The organism is Cribrihabitans pelagius (assembly GCF_048820915.1).
GTDB lineage: Bacteria > Pseudomonadota > Alphaproteobacteria > Rhodobacterales > Rhodobacteraceae > Cribrihabitans_A > Cribrihabitans_A pelagius.
Map to the genome: position 1 here is coordinate 108,057 of NZ_JBMERR010000014.1, position 23,318 is coordinate 131,374.

Annotated in this window: 31 protein-coding genes and 2 pseudogenes; 17 read left to right on the plus strand and 16 right to left on the minus strand. The window is 59.9% G+C overall.

Annotated elements, in window-relative coordinates; translation table 11 throughout:
• Positions 1–2 precede the first annotated feature (2 nt).
• Both ACOHX0_RS13700 and ACOHX0_RS13705 read right to left on the minus strand, forming a co-directional pair.
• Complete coding sequence (locus ACOHX0_RS13700) at positions 3–908, minus strand: tyrosine-type recombinase/integrase (RefSeq protein ID WP_420677445.1); 906 nt, start codon at positions 906–908, stop codon at positions 3–5.
• 213 nt (positions 909–1,121) lie between these two features.
• Positions 1,122–1,358, minus strand: coding sequence for a hypothetical protein (locus ACOHX0_RS13705; protein WP_420677446.1), 237 nt, complete (start codon positions 1,356–1,358; stop codon positions 1,122–1,124).
• A gap of 151 nt (positions 1,359–1,509) precedes the next feature.
• On the opposite strand from ACOHX0_RS13705, the gene ACOHX0_RS13710 reads away from it, so the two are divergent.
• Positions 1,510–2,244: a Crp/Fnr family transcriptional regulator gene (locus ACOHX0_RS13710; protein ID WP_420677492.1), complete on the plus strand. Its 735-nt coding sequence runs from the start codon at positions 1,510–1,512 to the stop codon at positions 2,242–2,244.
• Positions 2,245–2,300: 56 nt separating this feature from the next.
• On the opposite strand, the gene ACOHX0_RS13715 is transcribed toward ACOHX0_RS13710, so the two are convergent.
• On the minus strand, positions 2,301–2,489 hold the full coding sequence (locus ACOHX0_RS13715; RefSeq protein ID WP_420677447.1) for a hypothetical protein: 189 nt from the start codon (positions 2,487–2,489) through the stop codon (positions 2,301–2,303).
• A 523-nt stretch (positions 2,490–3,012) separates the two neighbouring features.
• Between ACOHX0_RS13715 and ACOHX0_RS13720 the strand changes: the two genes are divergently transcribed.
• From ACOHX0_RS13720 to ACOHX0_RS13760, 9 genes and pseudogenes are all read left to right on the plus strand, one after another.
• Positions 3,013–3,279 (plus strand): hypothetical protein, encoded by a 267-nt coding sequence (locus ACOHX0_RS13720; protein WP_420677448.1) that lies wholly within the window; start codon positions 3,013–3,015, stop codon positions 3,277–3,279.
• A 45-nt stretch (positions 3,280–3,324) separates the two neighbouring features.
• Positions 3,325–3,678 (plus strand): hypothetical protein, encoded by a 354-nt coding sequence (locus ACOHX0_RS13725; RefSeq protein WP_420677449.1) that lies wholly within the window; start codon positions 3,325–3,327, stop codon positions 3,676–3,678.
• The gene (locus ACOHX0_RS13730; protein ID WP_420677450.1) at positions 3,668–4,423 is read left to right on the plus strand and encodes a hypothetical protein; all 756 of its coding nucleotides are present in this window, start codon (positions 3,668–3,670) and stop codon (positions 4,421–4,423) included. The genes ACOHX0_RS13725 and ACOHX0_RS13730 overlap by 11 nt, the downstream gene beginning before the upstream one ends.
• Before the next feature lie 91 nt (positions 4,424–4,514).
• Positions 4,515–5,705: an N-acetyltransferase DgcN family protein gene (locus ACOHX0_RS13735; RefSeq protein WP_420677451.1), complete on the plus strand. Its 1,191-nt coding sequence runs from the start codon at positions 4,515–4,517 to the stop codon at positions 5,703–5,705.
• Positions 5,702–6,823 (plus strand): alanine/ornithine racemase family PLP-dependent enzyme, encoded by a 1,122-nt coding sequence (locus ACOHX0_RS13740; RefSeq protein WP_420677452.1) that lies wholly within the window; start codon positions 5,702–5,704, stop codon positions 6,821–6,823. The genes ACOHX0_RS13735 and ACOHX0_RS13740 overlap by 4 nt, the downstream gene beginning before the upstream one ends.
• A 381-nt stretch (positions 6,824–7,204) precedes the next feature.
• A complete protein-coding gene (locus ACOHX0_RS13745; protein WP_420677453.1) occupies positions 7,205–7,651 on the plus strand; it encodes a hypothetical protein in 447 nt (148 codons plus the stop codon).
• Positions 7,652–8,057: 406 nt separating this feature from the next.
• Entirely contained in the window at positions 8,058–8,369 is a 312-nt protein-coding gene (locus ACOHX0_RS13750) for an IS66 family insertion sequence element accessory protein TnpB (protein ID WP_420677493.1), read from the plus strand.
• Complete coding sequence (gene tnpB / locus ACOHX0_RS13755; protein ID WP_420677455.1) at positions 8,366–8,716, plus strand: IS66 family insertion sequence element accessory protein TnpB; 351 nt, start codon at positions 8,366–8,368, stop codon at positions 8,714–8,716. The genes ACOHX0_RS13750 and tnpB overlap by 4 nt, the downstream gene beginning before the upstream one ends.
• A gap of 60 nt (positions 8,717–8,776) precedes the next feature.
• A pseudogene (locus ACOHX0_RS13760) lies at positions 8,777–9,085 on the plus strand (IS66 family transposase); the annotation flags it as partial.
• A gap of 35 nt (positions 9,086–9,120) precedes the next feature.
• On the opposite strand, the gene ACOHX0_RS13765 reads toward ACOHX0_RS13760, so the two are convergent.
• On the minus strand, positions 9,121–10,203 hold the full coding sequence (locus tag ACOHX0_RS13765) for an IS481 family transposase (protein WP_420677456.1): 1,083 nt from the start codon (positions 10,201–10,203) through the stop codon (positions 9,121–9,123).
• Between the two features lie 9 nt (positions 10,204–10,212).
• Here ACOHX0_RS13765 and tnpC point away from each other — a divergent pair.
• Positions 10,213–11,637, plus strand: a pseudogene (gene tnpC / locus ACOHX0_RS13770) (IS66 family transposase); the annotation flags it as partial.
• Here the strand turns inward: tnpC and ACOHX0_RS13775 are convergent.
• The 3 genes from ACOHX0_RS13775 to ACOHX0_RS13785 all read right to left on the minus strand — a co-directional run bounded on the left by ACOHX0_RS13775 (position 11,618) and on the right by ACOHX0_RS13785 (position 13,874).
• Positions 11,618–11,851, minus strand: coding sequence for a DUF6429 family protein (locus ACOHX0_RS13775; protein WP_420677457.1), 234 nt, complete (start codon positions 11,849–11,851; stop codon positions 11,618–11,620). The pseudogene tnpC and the gene ACOHX0_RS13775 overlap by 20 nt on opposite strands.
• Positions 11,852–12,058: 207 nt before the next feature.
• Positions 12,059–13,447, minus strand: coding sequence for an IS1182 family transposase (locus ACOHX0_RS13780; protein WP_420677459.1), 1,389 nt, complete (start codon positions 13,445–13,447; stop codon positions 12,059–12,061).
• A gap of 142 nt (positions 13,448–13,589) precedes the next feature.
• On the minus strand, positions 13,590–13,874 hold the full coding sequence (locus ACOHX0_RS13785; RefSeq protein ID WP_420677461.1) for a hypothetical protein: 285 nt from the start codon (positions 13,872–13,874) through the stop codon (positions 13,590–13,592).
• Between the two features lie 229 nt (positions 13,875–14,103).
• Between ACOHX0_RS13785 and ACOHX0_RS13790 the strand changes: the two genes are divergently transcribed.
• A complete protein-coding gene (locus ACOHX0_RS13790; RefSeq protein WP_420677463.1) occupies positions 14,104–14,292 on the plus strand; it encodes a hypothetical protein in 189 nt (62 codons plus the stop codon).
• A 314-nt stretch (positions 14,293–14,606) separates the two neighbouring features.
• On the opposite strand, the gene ACOHX0_RS13795 is transcribed toward ACOHX0_RS13790, so the two are convergent.
• The 8 genes from ACOHX0_RS13795 to ACOHX0_RS13830 all read right to left on the minus strand — a co-directional run bounded on the left by ACOHX0_RS13795 (position 14,607) and on the right by ACOHX0_RS13830 (position 18,935).
• Positions 14,607–14,801, minus strand: a complete 195-nt coding sequence (locus tag ACOHX0_RS13795; protein WP_420677464.1) for a hypothetical protein — start codon at positions 14,799–14,801, stop codon at positions 14,607–14,609.
• Positions 14,798–15,109: a hypothetical protein gene (locus ACOHX0_RS13800; protein ID WP_420677467.1), complete on the minus strand. Its 312-nt coding sequence runs from the start codon at positions 15,107–15,109 to the stop codon at positions 14,798–14,800. The genes ACOHX0_RS13795 and ACOHX0_RS13800 overlap by 4 nt, the downstream gene beginning before the upstream one ends.
• A gap of 19 nt (positions 15,110–15,128) precedes the next feature.
• Positions 15,129–16,148, minus strand: coding sequence for a protease modulator HflC (gene hflC, locus ACOHX0_RS13805; protein ID WP_420677469.1), 1,020 nt, complete (start codon positions 16,146–16,148; stop codon positions 15,129–15,131).
• Positions 16,145–17,212, minus strand: a complete 1,068-nt coding sequence (hflK, locus tag ACOHX0_RS13810) for an FtsH protease activity modulator HflK (RefSeq protein ID WP_420677470.1) — start codon at positions 17,210–17,212, stop codon at positions 16,145–16,147. The genes hflC and hflK overlap by 4 nt, the downstream gene beginning before the upstream one ends.
• Positions 17,213–17,285: 73 nt before the next feature.
• Positions 17,286–17,777, minus strand: coding sequence for a hypothetical protein (locus ACOHX0_RS13815; RefSeq protein WP_420677472.1), 492 nt, complete (start codon positions 17,775–17,777; stop codon positions 17,286–17,288).
• 13 nt (positions 17,778–17,790) lie between these two features.
• A complete protein-coding gene (locus ACOHX0_RS13820; RefSeq protein ID WP_420677473.1) occupies positions 17,791–18,252 on the minus strand; it encodes a hypothetical protein in 462 nt (153 codons plus the stop codon).
• A gap of 8 nt (positions 18,253–18,260) precedes the next feature.
• Positions 18,261–18,647, minus strand: coding sequence for a hypothetical protein (locus ACOHX0_RS13825; protein ID WP_420677474.1), 387 nt, complete (start codon positions 18,645–18,647; stop codon positions 18,261–18,263).
• 45 nt (positions 18,648–18,692) lie between these two features.
• Positions 18,693–18,935: a hypothetical protein gene (locus tag ACOHX0_RS13830; RefSeq protein WP_420677476.1), complete on the minus strand. Its 243-nt coding sequence runs from the start codon at positions 18,933–18,935 to the stop codon at positions 18,693–18,695.
• Between the two features lie 333 nt (positions 18,936–19,268).
• On the opposite strand from ACOHX0_RS13830, the gene ACOHX0_RS13835 reads away from it, so the two are divergent.
• From ACOHX0_RS13835 to ACOHX0_RS13845, 3 genes are all read left to right on the plus strand, one after another.
• On the plus strand, positions 19,269–19,703 hold the full coding sequence (locus tag ACOHX0_RS13835; RefSeq protein WP_420677477.1) for a hypothetical protein: 435 nt from the start codon (positions 19,269–19,271) through the stop codon (positions 19,701–19,703).
• Complete coding sequence (locus ACOHX0_RS13840; RefSeq protein WP_420677478.1) at positions 19,700–20,098, plus strand: hypothetical protein; 399 nt, start codon at positions 19,700–19,702, stop codon at positions 20,096–20,098. Before ACOHX0_RS13835 ends, ACOHX0_RS13840 begins: the two co-directional genes overlap by 4 nt.
• 297 nt (positions 20,099–20,395) lie before the next feature.
• Positions 20,396–20,584, plus strand: a complete 189-nt coding sequence (locus ACOHX0_RS13845) for a hypothetical protein (protein ID WP_420677480.1) — start codon at positions 20,396–20,398, stop codon at positions 20,582–20,584.
• 57 nt (positions 20,585–20,641) lie between these two features.
• On the opposite strand, the gene ACOHX0_RS13850 is transcribed toward ACOHX0_RS13845, so the two are convergent.
• Positions 20,642–21,376: a Crp/Fnr family transcriptional regulator gene (locus tag ACOHX0_RS13850; RefSeq protein WP_420677482.1), complete on the minus strand. Its 735-nt coding sequence runs from the start codon at positions 21,374–21,376 to the stop codon at positions 20,642–20,644.
• A 157-nt stretch (positions 21,377–21,533) separates the two neighbouring features.
• On the opposite strand from ACOHX0_RS13850, the gene ACOHX0_RS13855 reads away from it, so the two are divergent.
• Together ACOHX0_RS13855 and ACOHX0_RS13860 are read left to right on the plus strand one after the other, a co-directional pair.
• On the plus strand, positions 21,534–21,776 hold the full coding sequence (locus ACOHX0_RS13855) for a hypothetical protein (protein WP_420677484.1): 243 nt from the start codon (positions 21,534–21,536) through the stop codon (positions 21,774–21,776).
• Positions 21,777–21,808: 32 nt separating this feature from the next.
• Entirely contained in the window at positions 21,809–23,038 is a 1,230-nt protein-coding gene (locus ACOHX0_RS13860) for a fatty acid desaturase (RefSeq protein ID WP_420677485.1), read from the plus strand.
• Positions 23,039–23,318 lie beyond the last annotated feature (280 nt).

The following is a 23,318-nucleotide window of genomic DNA, read 5'->3' on the forward strand; positions in this document are numbered from 1 at the left end:
GTCTATGAGGCGCCTTTCCTGCGCTTCGCCGCGGTCAGGCCGTCCAGCGGGCTCTCCACCGCCGAGATCATGCCGGTGGCAACGCTGGCATAGTGCGCCGTGGTGGTGAGTTTGGCATGCCCGAGCAGCGCCTGAATGATCCGGATATCCACGCCGCGTTCCAGCAGATGCGTCGCGAAGCTGTGACGCAAGGTGTGCAGAGTGACCGGCTTGGTGATCCCGGCGGCCAGCACTGCCTGCTTGAACAGCCGCGAGATCTGTCTGGCCGAAAGATGCCGCCCGCAATAGCCGGGAAAGAGCGCGCGATCAGGCCCGGACACACCCCTGTCGTTGACGGTCGGGCGTTCGGTCCACCAGGCCCGCAACAGGCTCAGAATATCAACGGGCAGCATCACGTTGCGGTCCTTGCGTCCCTTCGACTGCACGATGCGGATAATGTTCTGTTCCCCGTCGATGTCGCCGGCCTTCAGCCGGACGACCTCGCTTGCCCGCAGGCCGCAACCATAGGCGAGTGACAGCATCACGCGCGCCTTCAGGCAGGGGGCCATTGCGAGGATGCGCCTGACCTCGTTGCGGCTCAGCACGAGGGGAACCTTCACGGGCTTTTTGAGGTGGAACACTTCGGCCGCCAGGTCATGCCGGCGCAGGGTGACCCGGAACAGGAACTTCAGCCCGGTCATGGTCTGGTTGCGGGTGCAGATACTCATCCCGCTCTCGATCAGATGCAGCTGGAAATGCTTCACGTCATCCGGGGAGGCTGTCTCCGGAGATCGCCCGAGCCAGGAGGCAAACCGTTTGCAGGCCCGCAGGTGGCTGGTCTGCGACGCCGGTCCGAGATTGCGTGCGGACATATCCGCGATCATGCGCGCCCGAAGGGGTGTCGCCGGTGCAGGGTGCTGATTGGTCATGGGAAAACCCTCTGTCAACCGAGGCAAAATCACCTCGGCCAACAGCACACACCCGACCTCCTAAACCGCGAAACAAATACCGCTTCAGCCCAACGCCTGCCACGCAGAGCCCCTATCGCGGAGCGATTTAGTGCAAGCGCAGGAAGCGGGCTTTGCAAAGTACTGATCGCTTCCCGATTGCAGTCCTTCGCGCCGCTTGCCGGGAGCCGCGGATCACGGCCGACGGACAGAGTTTCCATTGGCGATAATCTGATTGATCAGAGCGGCTGCTGCCTTGTGAGTTGCGACTTCCGCATCCGTACCGGCAGCGTTTTCGTGCGAGGCTGCAGCGTCACGGAGGATTCCGGCGATTTCATGCTCCGGCATCATTTGGAGGTCATTCATGGCAAGCAGCAGCGCCTCGCAGATCGATAGGGCGGCCATTCCAGCATTGTCGGAATACTCAGGCATCCTGCATTTTCCTTTCTTGCATTGCATATCAAGCCAATGTGGCAGACTGGTGATCAAGGGCATCTTTGCAGAAAGCGGAGTGTGCTGGACTGATCGAGAGCAGTCCCTGTCCTGGGGACGTCCTGAAATGCCGCGTCTGTCCGAGGGGGTCATGAACGCCATCAAAAATAGCCCGTTCACAAGAAAACTATCAGCTTTTGCCGTGTTGTCAGAAGATGAGCTTGCCGTGCTGGAGCGTTTACACCAGCGCCGCAGAACGTTTGCTGCCGGGAGCGACCTTGTGCATCAGGGGCAGCCGGAACAAGCTGCCTACATTCTGTCCTCCGGCTGGGCCTGCTCCTACAAGATCCAGCAGGAGGGATCGCGCCAGATTGTTGACTTCCAGATACCGGGTGATTTCCTGGGGTTGCGCAGCGTTCTTTTGCGGACGTCGGATCATAGCATCGAACCGATCGTGGAGATCGAAGCCGCCGAAGTCTTGGCAGATGACCTGCTGGAGGCCTTTGCCAAGACCCCGCGGCTAGCTGCGGCCATACTTTGGGCAGCCTCGCGGGACGAGGCCATGGTAGTGGAGCATCTGGTTGGTCTTGGACGCCGGGATGCAGACGCACGAATGGCGCATTTTCTGCTGGAACTTGGCGCCAGGCTGGCTCTTGTCGGGCAAGGCAGCAAAGCGGGTTATGCTTGTCCCTTGACACAATACCACCTTGCCGACGCGCTGGGATTGAGCGCGGTTCATGTGAATCGTGTTCTGCGGCAATTGCGGGAAAGCGGACTCGTCTCCTTCCGCGGCGGCCATGTGAAATTCGGCGATCTTGATCGTCTGGTGGCACTGGCAGAATTCGATCCCGCGTATTTGGACCAGACTGGGCCGCTTCTGAAATGAAATGGCCGCCCTCCGGTGATGGTTGGACAGCCGGGGGATCGGTTCAGGCGGGGAGATCACGCAAGCGCTTGTTTTGCGGCGTCGAGCTGCCTGTACATTTCGGTATCGTTCTCTTCACTCTGTGCCAGTTCAGCCAGCCGGTAGTGCTTCAGGGCCGCGGCCTTCTGCGGTCCGGCCGGGGCCCTCTCGCAGGCAGCCCTGACTGAGGCCAGCTTTACGGATATCTCTTTTGCTTCGGGTGTCATTCGGTTGTCCTTTCTTCGGCGTCCAGGAAAAAAAGAAGCGCGAATTGCGTGCAAAACCATTGAGGACCGGCACACCCTCCGCGCTTCTTGGGTACTCGTAAAAAACACACCGGCAATTATGCGGCCGGCCCGGAATCCCTAGCTCTGTCCGGGCCAAGGCGCACTAACGCAGGTTAACCAAGGGATGCGCCGCAGGCCGGAGAACGTCCGCTGAGAGCATACTGACGGCCTTTTCGCTTTCAGCCTCTGGCATTGATCAATGCCGGGCAGCCGAGAAAGAGGCACCCCCCTGATACAAGTCAGCAGCCGCCTGTGCCTGCCCCTGCGGCCGATGACTGCTGGGGCAGCAATTCCGCCCCAGCCGGGCAGGCACAGCGGGGGCTAACATCGATCAGCGCGCGCGCCTCCTTCATGCTGTAAGGTAAACGAGAACGCTCAGCCTTGCCGGGTTCTCGCCGACGAGCGCGCCTGGCCGGCGGCTGCAGGCATCACAAAAGCCATACATAATTCGAGGAAGTCCAGGATGAACATGCGGTCGTCCAGATCGATGGTGACGTTTTCCAACCCGTTCACTTTAGCGGGTTACCAGGACGAACTTCCTGCCGGGGAGTATGAAGTCGCCGTTGAAGAAGAGCTTCTTCAGGGCCTCAGCTTCGAGGCCTACCGACGGACGGCAACCTATCTGATGGTCCACGGCAGGAGCGGCCGCGCGGGCCGGACCGAAGTGCGCCTGATCACTCAGAAGGACTTGGAAGCGGCGCTGAACCGCGACAGCGGGCCCGGCGCGTAACAGCAATCATAGCGAGGCGGCGCTTTCTCCGCAGGAGGACCGGAAATGACTTATCCCGAATGGCTGAGACCCGGCGTTTATGGTGCCTTGATCGGTGCTGTCTCCATTACTATCGCCGGTTTTTCCTGGGGCGGCTGGATGACAGGAGGTCATGCGGAATCAATGGCTAACTCCAGGTCCCATGACGAACTGATTGCTGCCTTGGTGCCAGTTTGCATCAGTATGGCTCAAACAGATTCCGAACGGACCGCCAAGCTGGCGTCAATCCAGGAGGCGAAGTCGTTCAAGCGACGGGATGCCGTTATCGCAACGGGCTGGGCAACGGTTCCAGGCTCAGAGAGCCCGAACCGTGACCTTGCACAGGCTTGTCTCGCCGGGCTGGATTTAGATGCATCGTAGTTTCTTTTCGCCAATGCCGCTTCTCCACGCCGGTACAGAGATGTTCGACCGGCTGATCAGAGTATTGAGCTATCCCCAAGTCCTGATGACGCGCCTCGTTGTGGTGTTCGGCCTGCTGGCAGTCTTCACAGTGCCTGCATATCCGGAAGCGGCGGCTTCTTCAGTGCCTGAGAACGCACACGAGAGCAGTTACGGCGATGGCTGGGAATGTGATCGCTCTTTCCGTGCCGCCGACGATACCTGCATTGCTGTAGTGGTGCCGCAGAATGCCTACCCAACGCATAGAAACTACGGTTCAGGGTGGGAGTGTATGCACGGTTTCATTGAGGTTGGAGGGTCGTCCTGTGCAAAGGTCTTTGTGCCCGAAGGCGGGTATCTTGCCCCCTCAGGCAGACGATGGAACTGCCTGCGCGGCTACAGGAAAATTGACGATACCTGCCAGAAGATTGTGCTGCCGCCTGACGCCTTTCTGACTGACGGCACACATGGGCCTGCCTGGATTTGCAATCGAGGATTTGAAGCCAAAGGCGAAACCTGCGCAGCCATCGAAGTGCCTGAGAACGCCTTTCTGGCGGCATCAGCGTATGGACGGCAATGGAAGTGCGAGCGCGGCTACGCAGTGTCCGGTGAGCGGTGTCTTCTGATTGATCTGCCCGAAAATGCTCACCTCGCCAGGACGGGTAACCGTTGGGAGTGCAACAAGAATTTTCAGCGTAAAAGAGGCCGCTGCCTTCTGAACAACTAGGCGCCGCGCCTCCAACTGCCGGATTGGCAGTATCAATACCTGCGTCAGGAACCCCAAATCCCCGAGCGTAGATCACTCAGAAGGAGATTCCATGGAAACCGCAGTCAACGCGGGAAGGCCGGTATGGCAAGATGCCAGCGGTCCGCAACTACGATCATCTGAACGCTCTCAGAAACCTGGCGGCCCCCCCACCGCTCGCCCACCCACCGCAATCGTGTACTGCGAAGGCAATTTCGCACGTGTCGACGGCAAGACAGCAAACGGGCTTGTCCGGCACTCACAAGCCTATCGCATACTCTCGGTGGTCGACAGCCATCACGCAGGGAGTGACAGCGGGCAGATCCTTGACGGCGCCTTCAACCACATTCCAGTCTTTGGCGATCTTGAAGCTGCGGTTACTCACGAGGCCGTCATTCCTGACACGCTGATCTATGGGATGGCTCCGTCAGACGGGAAATTGTCGGCAGATGACCGCCGTGTTGTGCTGGATGCAGTATCTTTAGGGATGAACATTGTCAGCGGGCTGCACGAATACCTCAGTGACGATCCGGAAATCGCCTTCGCTGCCAAATCGCGCAACGTCTCCCTTCGCGATATCCGCAAACCGCGGAGCAGCAAGGACATGCGTCTGTTTGACGGCAGTGTCGCGAATGTGAAGGCAATCCGTATTGCTGTGCTGGGAACCGATTGTGCGATTGGAAAGCGGACGACGGCAACGCTTCTTGCCCGCGAACTGAATGCGCAAGGGATCAAGACTGTCCTGGTTGGCACCGGCCAGACCGGCCTGATGCAGGGGGCCAAATACGGCGTGGCAATGGATGCGGTGCCGCCGCAATTCTGCTGCGGGGAACTTGAAGGGGCCATTGTCGCGGCATCTGAAGGTGAACAGCCAGATGTCATTCTGATCGAAGGCCAGGGCGCACTCAGCCATCCGGCATTCTGCACGTCTGCATTCATTCTGCGCGGCAGCCAGCCGGACGCGGTGATCCTGCAGCACGCCCCCATGCGCCCCCACCGTTGCGACTTTCCGGACATGGCAATGCCTGATCCCGGTGACGAGATCGCTTTGATTGAAGCCTTCGCGAACACAAAGGTGATCGGCGTAGCACTCAATCACGAGGGGATGACGGACGCCGGGCTCACTGCCGCAATCGAGGAACATGCCGGTAACTTGGGCCTTCCCGTGAGCGACGCCCTCAGCCGTCCCGCGGCGCATCTTGCCGAAATTGTCCTGTCCGCATACCCCCGGTTGCGGCCAATGCCTGTTGCGGCAGCGTTATGACCGCACCGCGTATCAAAATTGACCTGCACAAGATCCGCGACAACACGCGATGTCTTGTCGAGCGTCTGAAACCGCGCGGAATTTCCGTGACAGGGGTCACAAAAGGCGTGTGCGGTCACCCTGGTGTTGCAAGGGCGATGCTGGAAGGCGGCGCGATCGGATTGGCAGATGCGCGGCTTGCAAATGTAAGACGCATGCGTAAAGCAGGGCTGACCTGTCCGATCCTGATGATCCGGACCCCAATGCTGAGCCAAGTCGGGCAAATCGTCGAAACTTGTGAAGCAAGCTGCAATACAGATACCAGCGTTATCGCGAAGCTTGCCGCTGCGGCCCTGCGCAGAGGCATGCGCCACGAGATAATTCTGATGGTGGAAATGGGGGATGGGCGGGAAGGCATCATGCCCGAGGATCTGACGGATGCTGCCCTCCTCGTCACCAGAACGCCGGGTGTGCTTCTCAAAGGTATTGGCGCAAATTTCGCCTGTCTGGGTGATGCAGCCCCCACCTCCGGGATGATGGCGGCACTCTCATCCCTTGCTGATGACATTGAGCAAGTGTGCGGACCCTTCGCCGAAGTGGTTTCCGGGGGCAGTTCCGCAAACCTGCCGTGGGCATTCGATGGCGCGCCCGCAGGCCGGATCAACAATTTGCGCATAGGCGAGGCCATCCTGCTGGGCACTGACCCTGTTTCGGGACACCCGATCAGTGGGCTTCATACAGATGCTTTCACGATGCTGGCTGAGGTGATCGAGACAAAAATCAAATCAAAGCCGGTACCGCTGAAATTATCCGACCCGGCCCTCTCGGCGCTGAGCCTGGTGCCAGGCAATCATTGGACAACCCGCTCGATCCTGGCCATCGGGCTGCAAGACACCGACCCTGCCGGGCTGACCTTTCCAGCGGCTGTTACCTTTGCCGGTGCGACCAGCGATCACATTGTGGTCGAGACGACCAATTGCCCCCTGCGCATCGGCAGCGAGATGTCGTTGCAAATGAACTACAGCGCCCTAGTGCGCACCATGGCAGCCCCCGATGTTTCGAAGGTTTTGCACATAGACAGACCATTGACGGAAGATGCCGCCGCTAGCCGCATTGGCCGGCTTCCGGAGTTTTTTTGAGGCAGGCGTTTCTTTAGCTGCACTGGTCCAAACCGCGATCAGAGACCTCCCTCTGCGGCGTTCCGTAGTAAATGGCGTTGCGAATACCTATATTGGTAGAAGCCGCGGTATCTTTCCGCGCTTCGCCGCTGGCCTGAAAATGGCCCCGGCAATCAGACGTCCGGAACATCTCTTATAAAGGCCGGATGGCTCATGTGGCGGCTTCGCCGGAAACAGAACCCTCTGCAGCGTTGAGAGCGGTGCACGGGCTTCGGCCGTCTTTCATAATTCCGGAACTGCCCAACCCTGCCGCTTGGAGGTCAAGGAGACCTTCATGGGGAGGAGAGCTTCACTCTATGGGCAGCAGCAAAAACAGCACAGCAGCAGAGGAGAGATAAATCAATGGATCAGCTGAGCAACAGGACCGTCGCAGTATTCTCCCAGCCCTTCACCTTGCCGGGCTTTGATGAGGCACTCCCTGCCGGAGAGTATGACATTGAAACCGAATTATCCGCGCCTCCTGACCACCTGGATCCTCAAGCCTGGAAGGCTTCGGTTCTGGTGCATCTGCATCCCCGGAAATCACACCCTGGTCTGGAGAGGAGCCTGACAGTTTCATTGGCGGATCTCGACAGCGCCCGGGCCAAAGACAAGCTTTCTGGAACAGAACTGTCGACGTTCCTTTTCGAGGAAATGCTAGCCGACCCGATGGTGCGCCTCGTTATGCAATCCGACGGAGTCTCGGAAACTCAGATCAGGCACCTCTACTCTGGTCTGCGCATATCAAATCCGGATGGCGAACGGCATGACCAGAATTGTGAGCGCAAACGGCAAAAAGGCGGCTCTTAATGATGGAGGCAGGCAAATCATGACCAATTCCGACCAAAATGAAGTACTCTTGGCTCCGGCCCGCGGAGACGTGCCGCGGGAGCGCAAGTGCCTTCGCTGCAATACAGCGTTCTGGAGCGAAGGGTTCGGTGAGCGGATCTGCCGACGCTGCAAAGCGTCGAATGCATGGCGCGACGCCGTTCCAGAAAGGTCCGGGTCACCTCGCCATCACTGAATGTTCCAGTTAAAGACAGCCTCTTTGTGCTTGCTTCGTAAGGCTCCGGCTGCGGCCGTCTGATCTCGGGATCGATCCGATGGTAAGTCCGGCCTTTTGTCCGACTTCAATAACCGCCCTCAAATCGAAGTTCTTTCCGCTGCCCATGGTGATCGCCGCCGGTATTGGTCAGATGATGATAAACTGCGCATTGTGGAGGAGAGCTTTATCGGCCACCGACAAGCGGCAGCCACAACGCGGCGGCATGGCATTTGCCGGTCGCTCCTGACCGCCTGGCGGCGGCAGTATCGAAACGGTGAGCTTGGGTCTTCTCGCCCGGTGCCGTTCGCGCCGGTGACCGTGGCAAAGGGAGCTCCCGCGTCGCAAGTAAATCCGGTTGATCCCTGTCCGCCTCCGGACTGTCAGGTTGAGATAGCCCTGCCGAATGGGCGCCGGCTCATCGTGCCGGTGGGCGTGGAGCCCGAAGCACTTGCCCGGATTCTGGCAGTGGTGGATCGGCAATGATCGCGTTTCCGGCAGGCGTGAAGGTGTGGATTGCGGGCGGCGTCACCGACATGAGGCGGGGCATGAACACGCTGGCGCTGCAGGTGCAAGAAGGGCTCGGCCGCGATCCCCATGCGGGCGAACTCTTCTGCTTCCGGGGCCGCAAGGGCGATCTGGTTAAGATCCTGTGGCATGATGGCGTGGGTATGTCGCTGTATCTGAAGCGCTTGGAGGCGGGCAAGTTCATCTGGCCGGTGAGCCGGTCCGGCGAGGCGGTGCAGATCTCTGCGGCACAGCTGGGCTATCTTCTGGAGGGGATCGGCTGGCGCAATCCGCGCTGGACTCAACGTCCTGCAAAGGCTGGATAAATTGTTCCATCGGGCCTGTTTTTATTGGCGCCCCTCGAGCCCGGATGATAGACATCCGCCATGTCGAATACCGCTTCCGAGCTTGCGAGATTACGCGCCGCCCTGGCCGCTGCGGAGGCCCGCGCAGAGGCCGCGGAAACCGAGCTGGCACAGACCCGTGCCGTCGTGTCCTGCTCGGAAGCGATGATCCAGGAACTCAAGCTTGAGATTGCCAAGCTGCGCCGCGACAAATACGGCATCTCGCCGGAACGGCGGGCCCGGCTGATTGATCAACTGGAACTGCAGCTCGAAGAGCTGGAAACGGCGGCAACCGAGGATGCCCTGGCCGCTGAACAGGCGGCTGAAAAGGCCAGCAAGGTGCGCGCCTTCACGTGTAAAACTTCCGACTTGATCTGACGGACAGCTCAGCTTTCTGTGCTGAGAACGGGTTGCTGGCTGTCCGATGGCCCGGAACCCCTGATCGTCTTGTCTCTGGCAATGTGTATCGTTTCGCGGAAGGTCTGCATAGGCGTCTGGCCATAGCAGTATCGTCCCGAATGCGGCCGCTGCTCGTTGTATTTGACCAGCCAGGCGTCCAGATCCACCTGCAATTCCTGCACCGAGCGGTAGAGCTTCTTGCGGAAGGCAATGTCATAGAACTCATCCTTGATGGTCCGGTGGAAGCGCTCGCAGATGCCGTTGGTCTGCGGGCTGTTCGCCTTGGTCCTAGTGTGATCCACGTCCTCGACGGCCAGGTAAAGCTGGTAGGCATGGTTCTCGACCTTGCCGCAATATTCGGTGCCGCGGTCCGTCAGGATGCGCAGCAGGCTGATGCCGTGTTCGGCAAAGAAGGGGATCACCCGGTCGTTCAGCAAGTCCGCCGCCGTGATCGCGGTCTTCTCGGTGTAGAGCTTGCAGAACGCCACCCGCGCATAGGTGTCAATGAAGGTTTGCTGGTAGATGCGGCCTACACCCTTCATCGTGCCCACGTAATAGGTGTCCTGGCTGCCGAGGTAGCCCGGATGGTGGCTCTCGATCTCGCCATACGCCTCTTTTTTCTGCTGGGCTTTCTCCAGCGCGGCCACCTGCGCTTCGGTGAGCAGGATGCCGTCCTGGGCGGCGCGGGCCTCCAGGGCCTTCAGCCGCTTCTTCATGGTCTCCAGATCGTTCCGCAGCCAGATCGAGCGGACGCCGGAAGACGACACCATAATGCCTTTCTGCTGGAGCTCCCAGGAAGCGCGCTTCTGCCCCAGCGCCGGATTTTCGATGGCCAGTTCGATCACCGCCCGTTCGACATGCTCCGGCACCCGGTTCTTCAGGATCGGTTTGCGGCGGCTGAGATCCATCAGCGCCTGCTCGCCGCCCTGTGCGTAGAGCTCCTTGAACCGGTAGAAGCTGTCCCGGCTGTATCCCATCACCTTGCAGGCCTGCGAAACGCTGCCGAGCTGCTTGGCAAGCTCCAGCAGCCCCAGCTTCGGTTTGATGATCTTGTCCTGAATACTCGTCATTGATCGACACTCCATGCTTGCGCTCCAGAAGAGCAGAAATGTCAGATCAAGTCGCGTGTTCTACACTTCACGCGCCGCCACCCTGTGCGCAAGCCGTTCCCCGATCACCTGCCGCGCGAGCGGGTTGTTGTCGAGGCACCTGCCGCCTGCACCTGCTGCGGTTCGGATCGGATCGTGAAGATGGGCGAAGATGTCACCGAGACGCTGGAGGTGATCCCGCGGCAGTGGAAGGTGATCCAGACCGTGCGCGAGAAGTTCACCTGCCGGGCCTGCGAGAAGGTCAGCCAGCCACCGGCCCCGTTCCATGCGATCCCGCGCGGATGGGCCGGGCCCAGCCTGATCGCCATGCTGGTCTTCGAGAAGCGAGCCTTTGTCCGCCATTGGTCCGAGGACAATGGCGAGCGCCAGCACCAGCCGTTGAACCGGCAGGCCGAACGCTTCGCCCGTGAAGGCGTCGAGTTGAGCCTGTCGGCCCTGGCGGACCTGGTCGGGCATGCCGCAGTCGCGTTGCAGCCGATCCATGCCCTGATCGAGAACCATGTGCTTGCCGCGCACCGCCTGCATGGCGACGACACGACCGTGCCGCTCCTGGCGCGGGGCGGTGCAAAAAAGGCCCGGCTCCGGACCTATGTGCGCGATGACCAGCCCTGGAATGGTGGCGCGCCACCGGCCGCGTTCTTCCGCTTCTCCCGCGATCGCGCGGCAACCAATCCCAATCAGCATCTCGCCGGATGGCAAGGCGTGCTGCAGGCCGGCGCCTCTGGCGGATACAACGATCTTTACCGCGCGGACCGTGATGCGGGCCCCGTGACCAGCGCGCTGTGCTGGTCGCATGCGCGCCGGAAGTTCTTCGAACTTGCGGATATTGCCGGGAATGTCCGCAAGGGCAAACCGGCCCATCAGATCTCGCCGGCCGCGCTGGAAGCGGTGAAACGGATCGACGCCATCTTCGGCATCGAGCGCGTGATCAATGGGCTGGATGCCGATGCCCGGATTGCCGCCCGTCAGGAACTCTCCCGTCCCCTGGTCGATAATCTCCATGACTGGCTGCAGGAAGAGCGCGCGAAACTGTCCAGGCACAACAAGGTGGCCAAGGCGATCACCTACATGTTCGAGAAAAAGGACCGTTGGCAGGCCTTTACCGCATTCCTCGATGACGGACGCATCTGTCTTACGAACAATGCGGCCGAACGCGCCCTGCGCGGCGTGGCCCTGGGCCGGAAGTCATGGCTCTTTGCCGGCTCCGAGCGCGGCGGTGAGCGGGCCGCCGCCATGTACACCCTTATCGTCACTGCCAAAATGAACGATATCGACCCGCAGGCGTGGCTGGCCGATGTCCTCGCCCGGCTGCCCGGCATGCCCGTCTCGCGCGTGCCGGAACTTTTGCCCTGGAACTGGAAAACCCGTGAGGGCGTTACTGCGGCGGCCGCGTGAACAACCGTTGAAACAGGGCCTTTGAGCGCTGCAGCCCTTCATCGGTCAGCACGACAGATTTGGCCCGGTTAACCGGGTCATGGATCAAACCCTTCCGATGCAATCGATCCAGTGCCGACCAGTCCATTCCCTTCCAAGCGCGACGCTCATCATGCAGCGTCAACCAGAGCAATCCCAGAACCGCGTCGCCAATCTTGTCCTCGTCGATCTCCATGAACAACGGGTATCACATCACAGAGCCAAAGGGACCGCGGTCTTCGCCGGAGCCTTACCTTGCTTCGAGCTTTGCGGGAAAAGGTGAAGGTCTGTTTCGACGATTTCGGCGCAACTATTAAGCGTCTGCTTTGGGCTTATTCCGTTGAAAAAGCCTGTTCTTCGGCGGCTGTGATGTAGCCTGTCGATAGGGCGTGCCGTGCGCCTGTCATGCCAGGCGGGCGTTTTGGGGTGAAGGGAGGAGCTTTGCGAGCTTTCTGAGGTTCTGGGCGGTGGCTGCGAGGTGGAATTCGTCGCGCGCGCCGCATGGGCCGCGCAATCGGAGCCGTCCTAAACCGAGGATGCGTTTCAGGTGGGCGAACAGCATCTCGACCTTCTTTCGGAGCTTGCAGGAGATCGCGTATTGCGTGGTCTGGGCGATTGCGCGGGCCACGTTGCGAGAGGGCTCATAGATCGAGCGCGTTACTTTGCGCTGCGGCTCCTTGGGGCAGCACCGCGGCTTCAGGGCACAGGCCTCACAGTCTGGCTTGCGGGCCCGGTAGCGCAGGGTGCCGTCCTTATTGGCGCCCGATCTGGGCGTCGTGAACGCGCGCCGGTATTGCTTGAGCTCCTTGCCGCCAGGGCAGATGTAGGCGTCGTTCTCGGCATCGTAGGTGAAGTCGGCCCGTTCAAAGGTGCCGTTCTTGCGTCCGGACTTGTCGATCACCGGGATATGCGCGCCGATCCCGCGCTGCCGGTTCAGCCAATCGAGCATTTCGGCCGTGCCGTAAGCTGTATCGGCGATCAGGCGTTCAGGTATCAGGTCGAAGGTATCGCTCACCCGATCCACCATTGTACGCACGGCACTGACCTCGGCTTGACGGATCGAGCGGGTCGCCTCGACATCGAGGATCACGCCATTGTCGGTGTCGATCAGGTAGTTCGTAGAATAGGCAAAATAGGCGGGGCCACCCCGTGCGCCGGTCCATTGCGAGGCTGGGTCGGAATGCGAGGTGAACATCGGCTTTACCGGGCTGGCTGCGCCGAAGGCTGCATCGTCCAGCGTCGCCAGATACTCCCTGACAGCGCGCGGCGCGTCCTCGGGGGTGATCTTCTCGGGGGCCCAGTCCGCTTGCGGCGACGAGTTCTGCCGGTTGGCATCGGCCTGGATTAGGCTGGCATCCGCCGTAAAGCGCTGACCACTCGCCAACCCTTCCTCGATGCAGCGCGCGACAACCGTCTCAAACAGATGCCGCAAGAGATCGCTATCGCGGAACCGACCGTGCCGGTTCTTTGAGAAGGTCGAATGGTCCGGCACCGGGTCGGTCAGATCGAGGCGGCAGAACCAGCGATAAGCGAGGTTGAGATGCACCTCCTCGCAGAGCCGTCGCTCCGAGCGGATGCCCATCGTGTAACCGACCAGGAGCATCCGGATCATCAGTTCCGGATCAACCGACGGCCTGCCGGTTGAACTGTTGAAAGGGGCCAGGTGCCGCCGGATGCCAGACAGGTCGACGAACCGATCTATCGCCCGAAGCACGTGATCCTGCGGGACATGATCCTCTATCGAGAACTCGTAGAACAGCGCACCCTGCGCTTCCTGCCGCGGTCCCATCATTACCACGCACCTTCGCTTGCCTCGCGGAAAGTGAATCAACACTCAACACCCAAAACAACCCGAGTTTTTCAACAGAATAGGCTGCCTGCCGTCATTCAGACCTGGCGCGGCGAACACCCAGTCGGAGCCCACAGCGGAAGTGTCAAATTTTTTCTGCAAGCGCGCGCAGCACGAAAGCCTGCTGCGCCGCCGCTAAATCGTTGCCGTAGTGCGGAAGAAGAAGCAGCCATCCAGGAAGTTCGCAGCAAACCTGCTGCCATGAACCTACAAAACGCGGATGGGGTGGATGGCGTCTGCTCCCAGCCATCGCGCTTTGCGGCAACGGGTATAAGCTAAAAAAAAAGCGGTGACGCCGATCCTGAATGCTAACTGTGCGTCCACCTAACTGCACGACATCGGAAGGTGGTTTCGCCTGTCGTACCAGCAAAACCCGCTGTCTTGAGACACAGGCGGATAACGGCCTGCGGCGGAAATCCGCGCTAACTTACGTCAGTGCAGAGAGGTCTTTAAGCAGATTAGGTGATCCCTGCCGGCCCAGTTCCTGCCGGTTTTCATTCCCGAGTACCACGGAAGCACGGAGAGCCTGCCGGACCCTCTGTAGGTCCGTCTGCTATTTGCGCGTCTGTTTCTCGGAACGTCCAGGAAAGGACAACCGAATGACACCCGAAACCAATAAACCCTCCCTGACGATGACCTCAGTCAAGGCCGCCTGCGACAAGGCGCCTGCTGGTCCTAAAAAGGATGCCGCCCTGAAGCATTACCGGGCCGCTGAAAAGGCCCAGACGGCCAAGAAACATACTGATATGATCAAGGAACTCGGCGCAGCGAAGCATGCGCTCGGGTAACACTTGGCATTGGACAAATGTGGCGGGCCGTTCGGTGTAGCGCGGCCCATTACACTTCAGGGACGGTCTTGCCGGATCGAGATGGGCGAGGTCGAACACCGCCAATGCGAACAGGCGGTCACAATTGCAAATGTCACTTTGCCGGCGCGAAATGTGACAAGCCCGCATTCGCGCAGCTGCCGAAAGGCACGGTTCAAGTGAAGGCGACAATCCTTGCACCAGTGAATACTGTTGCCCAGCGGCTTCGCACTGGGCGGAACCTGTCTGCCACCCAAATACTGAAACTATGGGCCGTTCCGCTGCTCTGGCAGATATTAGCGGCGGCGGCCCGGCGGGCGCACCGACTGCACCAGAGTTTGCCAAGTACTCGACCCCTTGCAACGCCGGCATATGCGCTCCCCGAAACCTTCACTCCAGAATGGCGCGCGGCAGCGAAGACAAAGGCGCTCTTGCGGCACATCCTTGAGAGCACGCAGGGGCAGCTCGTCCTGATCGATGAGATCGGTCATTGGCCTTCCTCCTCTTCTTCGATCAGCCGCGCAAGATCGCCAAGAGCGCACTCTATGAGCCGCTGCCGCCTGGCATCCCGAGCGTCGGCGGTTTCGGAATACCGCCGGATCAGATACTGCGCCTTGACCGCTGCCTCATGCCAGTTAGAGGCCGGTTCGGCGAGAAGCTGCACTTCAAGTTCTTCCTGCCGCAGGCGGAGTTTTCTCTGATCGGCTTCGAAATCCTTAAGGGCATGCCGCCGGATATCGGTCGCAATCTGGCCTTCGGCGCTTCGCCTTGCGTCTAAATCCACCGGTTTTTCCGTCATCTCCTTGTCCTCCGATACATCAGCGTTCGGCCGCGGCCGTCAGGCCGGGGGCGGGAGGAGGCGTGCTCCCAGCCGGCTCTCCGGCCTCCATTCCTCTCAGAAACCTGAAAAGTTCGCTGTCCGTTGTCAGAACTAGCGTCGTTCCCCCTGAAATCATGTCCTTGTAGGCCTGCATTGTCCGGGTGAACGCATAGAATTCGGCTGCTCGGGCGTCGATGTTGTAGGCACCTGCGTAGATCGCAGCCGCCGAGGCATCAGCTATGCCGCGGATTTCCTCGACGGCGCGATAAGCTTCGGACTGTATCTTGTTCAGGTCGCGAACCCGGTTGCCGCGGATCCGCGCGGCTTCGCCATTGCCTTCCGAGAGGAAGCGTTCAGCGATCTGGCGGCGCTCGGAGATCATGCGGTCGTAGATCTTCGGACGCACACTCTCGTTGTAATTGATCCGCTTGAAGCGGATGTCGAGGAGTTCGATTCCAAAAACGCGAACCTTTTCCGAGGCGGCTGCGAATATCTCCTGTTCCACAAGGGCGCGCCCCTTCTGGATGGGAACCAGGGAGCCTATGTCCTGTGCGCGTTCCTCATCGGTCAGCAGCGTGTCCCGTAGCGGGATCCGCCCTTTCGTCGTCCGGATGATCTCAATCAGCTCATGTTTGGCGACGGCATTACGGGTTTCGCTGCCGAGAATGTCGTCAAGACGGGATTGCGCGCTGCGCTCATCGCGCAGCCGCAGAAAATATTGCAACGGGTCGGTGATTTTCCAGCGGGCGAACAGATCGACGGATATGTAGAGCTTGTCCTTGGTGGGCATGTCGGAAGGATTGCCATCCCACTCGAGAACCCGGCGGTCGATCCGGTTGACTTCCTGTACGAAGGGCAGCTTCAGCTTCAAACCGGCCGTTGTTACCGGTTCTCCCACGGGTTTGCCAAATTGGGTGATAATGGCCTGTTCGACTTCGCCAACTGTGTAGACGGCGTCGGAGGCGATCACGCCGGCAGCAACCGCAATCCCTGCGAAGAGCCCCAATCTGATGTTCATGGCTGATCCTCCTGCGGCCGATCGAGGTTCAGAAGCGGGAGGATGCTCGCCGTCGATCCTTCGACAATGATTTTTGACCGGATGCCGGGCAGAACCTCCTGGAGGGTTTCTAAGTAAATCCGCCGCCTCGTGACCTCAGGTGCCTTAACGTATTCGGCCAAAAGCGCGGTGAACCGCGCGGCGTCGCCCTCCGCTTCGTTAATGCGTTTCAGGCGGTAGCCGTCAGCCTCGCGGATCCGCTGATCCTTCTCGCCTTCGGCCAGCGGGATGACCTTATTGTATTCTCGGCGCGCCTCGTTGATCAGGCGCTCCTTTTCCTGCTGTGCCTGGTTGACCTCATTGAATGACGCCTGAACGGGTCCCGGCGGGTTGATGTTTTTGAGCTGCACCTGGTCGATGCTGATACCCATGGCGTATTTCGTGGTCAGAGCCTGCATTTTGAGAAGCGCCTCGCTCTCGATCTCCTGCCGGCCGATGGTGATGACCTCGTCAACCGTGCGGTCGCCAACGACCTCGCGCATCACGGATTCAGAGACGTAGCGCAAGGTCGCACTTGGTTCCCGCACCTCGAACAGGAATTTCAAGGGGTCAGAGATCCGGTACTGCACCACCCATTCCACAAGCGCGGCGTTCAGGTCCCCTGTGACCATTTCGGTTTCACGCCTGCCTTCTGACGGGCTCTGGAAGGGATCACTCCTGCCCGGAGTCGTGAACCCGAATTCCTGCTTCAGCTGCCGTTTCACCGGCACCAGTGTGGCAATGTCGATGCCAAGCGGGAATTTGAAATGCAGGCCCGGCGGAACCTCAGCAGTGTATTTGCCAAAACGCTGGACAACTGCGACCGAGTCGCTCGGGACAGTGTAATAGGAAGACCAGGCTGCAACCGCCGCCAAGACTATCGCTCCTGCAACCAGAACTTTCTTCAGAGGCGGCCGCCCATCAGGGATCAACCCGCCCAGACGGTCGCGGCCTTGACGAAGAAGTTCGTCAATCTCGGGCGGATTGCGCTTCTGTTTGCTTTGCCATGGCCCACGGTCTTCCGGGCCGCCGTTCTGGTCGGGCATATTGTTTCCTCTCTTGCTCGCACGGACCGGCACCCGGCGCAGGCCTTGGGGGTCGCGGGGGCATCCACGCGTCTTATTCCCCCTGTGTTGGCATTCCTTCATTCTCCGCGGCCTGTATCGGATAATTTTCCTTTGTCGATTTAGCTGGCGGAGCCGCATTCGGCGCCTTTTTGTCCGTCCGGGATGCGTGCCCGCCTGCGTAGAGATGCCGAAGCTGCATCTCGGAAACGCCGTCGGCCTCCATCACCAGCCGGACCATCGGGTCTGCCAGCATTTCTTCCAGGAAAATTTCGGCCAGATCTTTTCCGGTAAGCTTGTCCGTTGCCAGGGCGTCATCGAGGTCGGTCAGTGAAACGGTCAAGATTCTCGCCAGCCCGGGGTGGGATGCCCGAGAATGCAGCTTCACCGCTACAGATGCTTTCCAGGCTTCCGGGCGCAGCTTGTCGGGCGGCGAACACAGTTCTGTTTCAATGTGGTACTCTCCTGCCGGAAGCGTCTCGTCGAAGCCAGGCACATTGAAGGGCCGGGCGAATACCGCAATGGACTTTCTGACTAGCGCGTTCATGGGAGAAGTCCTCTCATCGAAGCGACAAGCGGGCCAAGGCTGCAGCTGCCAGCGCATTGCCCTTGTCGTGGTAGTCCCCGTGGAATACACCGTCCACCTTGACCTCCCAGATCCCATTCCTTTCCCGGACACGGACGCGCTCCGCTTCCGCGGTGGGACGATAGAGCTGCCCCGAATTTTTCTTCTCTTCCGGTTGGTGCAATGGCTTCACGAGTACCGTAGAGCTTGCGGCCTTTGGCAATTGCGTTTCGCCAAGGACCATCACGGCGCGAATGAACTCCTCCGCGTAATCATCCGAGTTTCGGTGGTCATGCTCGTGCCGCACCATGGCCATCGGCTCAACAAAGCGCTTCTTCAGGTGCTCAAGGAAACGCGGTTCTGTGTGGGACATGTAAGCAATGAGCGACTGAAGAATCCGTTCATGGGCCAGCATGCGTCTTTCAAGATCTGTTGCTTCAGGCAGAGATGGTGACATGGCACTGTTCATCCTTCATTGATCGTGTTTTCCGGGCGCTCCGGCGACTTGTTGACGTCAAGGGCCGCAAGACAGGCCTGCGCAATGTCGCGGTCCGGGGTCTCGGCTCCCGGGACCGTCGCCCAGCCGGCATCCATGAGGGCATCTCGCTGTCGGTAAGTAGAAACCGCCCTGATCGCCGCCAGCTTAGTGGCCCGTTCCGGATCGGTTCGGGCCATGTCCAGGCAGACAGGCACCAAAGCCGTGACGACATGGTCGCGGGCCATGGCCACGGACCTGTTATTCGAGGTTCCGCCGGTTACCCAGCCACCCCAAGTAAATCCACAGATACTAACAAGTACCGCGCCGGTCACGGCACCGTAGAGACCGGGTTTAAGCCATTCGGAAGTGCTCATTGTGCGTCCTCCAGCGGGAAAGCGCCGCCTCGCTATCTTCAGGTGTCAAGTTGAATGCCGTGGCCAAGCGCCGCTTCCAGGTCGGCCCAGGTAACTGGCCGCAACTCTGTCCTTGCCGTGTATGGTCAGGTAAATCGCCGATCTGCGGTAAGCCGTGAAACTCAGCGTCTCGATAAGTTCTTCCTCGACCAGTACTTCGTATTCGCCGGCAGGCAGCTCGTCCGAATATCCGGATAAGGTAAACGGCCGCGGGAAGGTCACCGTGGATCTGGTTGAGCGCAGGGCCATCACCGGTCTCCGCGATGTCTACATGCCTCCCGCACTGCATGGGCTGCAGCATCCCGGTTGGAGAGAGGCTGCCTAGCTTGGCGGTCATCTTAAATTTATCCCAGAACCAGGCGATGCGTGCTGACCCATGTTAGCGCCAGCAAGACCCGGGCCGTGCGGGCGAACCTGGACTGCCCTGCTGCTTGACTTCAAAGGTCTGGACGCCGGCTGATCTGCGTCAGCGCGTGCTCCAGGCGATGCGGGTATGATCAAAGCGATCCGAAGCATTTTGACCTAGCCAGGGGCAGACCCGGTCAGCCGGAACCTTCGGTTCCAAGCTCCGGAAACATTGAAATGGAGGAAACGGTGATGCCCGCCGCTGGCAATCATTACCCGCACAACCCTGAGTTTGACCGGTTTTTGCAAGCCGTCGTTGGCGAGGACCGGAATGGCAATGCTGTTACGGTTCTTTCGGCCCTTGCGAGGCTCGATCTCGAACCTTGGGAGGAGGCGGCCGCGCTTGCCGCTCTGGAAAAGGAGGCCGCTGGTTCGCGACTGGAGATGCTGCTGTCGCAATTCCGTGACGTACCCGCACTCAAGCGGGATTTCGGATCGGTCGCGCGGAAGCTGACCCGCCTTCTTCCCACACGCCGCAAGCGCTTGACAACCGTTTCTGGTGGCACAGAGAACGGGCCGGCAAATTTGTCTGGATTGATCTGGGCGGTGCTGACTGTCCTCTTTCTGATCATGCAGTTAATACTCGCAGGCGCTCCGGGGACGGGCCAATGACCTTGGGCAAAGCACAGGACGGCGACCGCAGGCAGGGTGGCCTGCCCGGTCGGGACAACGCGATCCTCTGGGATCTGGAGGAGCGGTGCTGGACCAGCGGTGCGGACAGCGCTCGCACCATGACTGCAAAAGATGCAGTGATGATACTTCCCTATCCGCCGGGCATCCTTCAGGGCGGGCAGATCTTGGAGCATGTGACGCAGAACACGGGCTGGCGAACCGTGGAAATGAAAGACCGCAGCCAAATCAGGCGAGGGGCCGTTGCGGTGCTCGCTTACCGCGCATTCGCCGAGAAGTCAGGCTCACCAATCTATGAGGCGCTCTGCGCATCCACATATCTGCTGGACAACGGCCGGTGGCTGCGGCTGTCACACCAGCAAACTCCCACTGCCTGACGCCATCGGGATGAATCCTCCTCTTGGGGCGGAACCTGTATCGCACTTATTGACATGTGAACCGGCCGGCGAGCTTCTTGTTCAAAGCGCACCGGCCAGAAGGCGCGAACCCCGCCCCAAGCTAACCTGCGTCAGTACTGCGAAGCGGAGAAGATGGGTATATGGCTTCGTGCCTGCCGAATCTCCGGCAGCACTCATTTCCGACCAGCAGAGAAACGCGGGAAGCGTACAGTTCCTCAATCGGACTGCATTGCCCTGCGCTTCTTAGTCCCGGAATGTCCAGGAAAGGACAATCTTATGACACCCGAACAAACCAATGCCGCCGAGAAGATGACCTCGGTCAAGGCAGCCTGTGAGAAAGCGCCTGCCGGTCCCAGAAAGGACCGGGCGCTGAAACACTATCAGGCTGCCGAGAAAGCGCACGAGGCAAATAACTACGCCGAAACGAACAAGGAACTCGACGCGGCTAAAAAAGCGATTTCCTGACATTTCTCGTCTTAAAAAAGATCGGGCCGCCTCAAGATATTCGGATGACGGCCTCCTTCATTTCAAGAGCGGACCCGTCTGGTCCAGATACGCCGGATCGAACTCCGAAAGCTCCACCAGTCCGTCATAGTCGTCGAACGTCACACGGCCGTCCCGAAAGGTAAGCAGGCCGCTTTCGCGAAGCTGCCGCAAAACACGGTTCACATGGACGGCGCTTAAGCCGAGTGAATCGGCAAGATGATACTGTGTCAAAGGGCAGGCGTACCCTTTCTTGCTCCCCATTCCGACCAGCTTCAGCCTTGCCCCCAGTTCCAGAAGGAAATGCGCCATGCGCGCATCCGCGGCGCGCCGGCCAACCCCAACGAGGTGCTCGACAACCATGGCTTCGTCCCGTGATGCTGCCCAGAAAATAGCTGCCGCCAGGCGAGGCGTTTTCTCGAATGCTTCCAGAAGGTCGCCCGCGAGAACCTCCGCCGCCTCAATGTCCGTGACCGGCTCGAAACTGTGATCGGAGGTGCGCAGCAGCACGCTGCGTAATCCAAGGAAATCCCCTGGTATCTGGAAGTCCACGATCTGGCGGGTTCCGTCCGGCTGAAGCTTGTAGGAACACACCCAGCCGGCGGCCAGAATGTAAGCGGCCTGATCCGACTGCCCCTGATGCACGAGATCACACCCCGCCGTGAAGGACCGGCGGCGCAGATGCAGACGCTTCAAAACGCCCAATTCATCATCAGACAAGGCGACGAAGACTTGCAACTTACGTGTAAGCGGGCTTTCTAAGATATCCGTCATCGGGGCCTCGCAGGCCGGAAAAAAAATCTCCAGACGCAATCGCGCGGAGACTGCTTTCGGTTAGCCCAGCATACCCTTTTTTCTGCGAAGATGCTTGGGATAAGCGAGGCCGTCCGGCCGCGCGATGTATTGCCGTTGCCCGAAAGGAAGCCATAAAATGCGTAGCGAGAAGGACTTCTCGGGAATGGCTGCCCTCTCAATCTGCGAGTCGATGCTGCTGGCGTTGAACGATCACAAGCTCCTGCCCGAACGCGAGATCGTGGGCATCCTGCGCGATGCTGCAAAGACGCATGAAAACGCAGCTCTTGCAGATGGCGAGATAGAGGCGCATCGGGCCGTGGCGGTTCTCATCAACCGGATCATTACTGGTGGTAACTCCGTTCGGAGGCCGCCGGGATGACATACTCAATCGTAGCGGGTTAGACATCGCCTATGCCGCTCTCGTCCAACTCGTACGATGCACGGGGCCAACAGCCCGGTCAGCAGGACATGCCGGGCGGCACGGGCCGACAAGACGGCAGCGTCCAACCTGACATGCAGGATACCGGTTCTGCCTCGACCGCGCGGCAAGCGCGGGTCCAGCCAGGACACTTGCCCGTCACCGGCAGGGCACCCGGCGCGGGATACCCCTCCGGTGTAGCCGGTCCGGGGCTGGAAGAGGCCCGGCTGACCGCGTCAGACTGGACACGAACCCTGGTGAAATACCGGCAGCCAATCCCCTCCCGCAGCATTTTCGAACTGGCGGTCACGCTTGTGCCTTTCGTGGCAATATGGGCGGTTGCCTGGTGGCTGCTCTCAATCAGCATTGCTTTGGCTTTACCCCTTGCGCTGGCGAATGCAGCCTTCCTGCTCCGGCTGTTTATAATCCAGCACGACTGCGGGCATAGTTCCCTGTTCCGCGACCGGCGGCTGTGCGATTGGATCGGCCGCGTCATCGGCGTCATCACGCTGACGCCCTATGACGTCTGGCGCAAGACCCACGCGATCCACCATGCCACGACCGGAAACCTGGACCGCCGGGGCGTTGGAGACATACCGCTGCTGACGGTCAGAGAATACCGCCAAAAGGGATGGCCCGGCAGAGCGCTTTACCGCCTCCTCCGCCATCCGGTTTTCCTGTTCGGGGTGGTGCCATTTTACACGTTCTTCCTGCACAACCGGCTGCCCGTCCAACTGATGCGGTCCGGCTGGCGCTACTGGCTGAGTGCGATGGCGACAAACGCTGCCATTGGCCTCACTCTGACAGTGATTGTCTTGCTGGGCGGTTGGGAAGTACTGCTGTTCGTCTTCCTGCCGACGATGCTTCTGGCCGCAATAGCCGGCATGTGGTTTTTCTACGTGCAGCATCAGTTCGAGGAAACCAGCTGGCGGCACGAGGAGGACTGGAGCATCCAGGACGCGTCCCTTCACGGCAGTTCGCACTACGCTCTGCCTGGCATCCTGCGCTGGATCACCGGGAACATCGGAGTCCATCATGTGCATCACTTGGCCAGCCGCATCCCCTTTTACCGATTAGGCGACGTAGTCAAGGATCACGACGTCCTGGCACAGACCAGACGCATCACGCTTTGGGAAAGCTTCCGCTGCACGCGGCTTCACCTTTGGGACGAGAAAAGCCGCAGATTGCTGTCGTTTGCAGAGGCCCGGGCGCTTCCCGCCTGAGTCTTGCGTGATATGCAACTGGTCAATGAAATGGCGCCTTGGATACCCCCACAAAACCTGAGGGTATCCTTTGTGGAACGTTGGGCAGGCGGCGTTTCCCCGGCTGTGTCTGATGAAGAAGCTGATCTGGAAGTCCGCCGCATCGTCAGTTTGGCCGGCTCGAAACCCGCACGACGGTGCAGCATTCAATGACCGCCCTGGTGAAATCTGTTGCCTTGCCGAAATGCTGCTGCTGGTGCCAACATAGTTTTTGGTTTTCTGCACGTGCATCCACAGCATG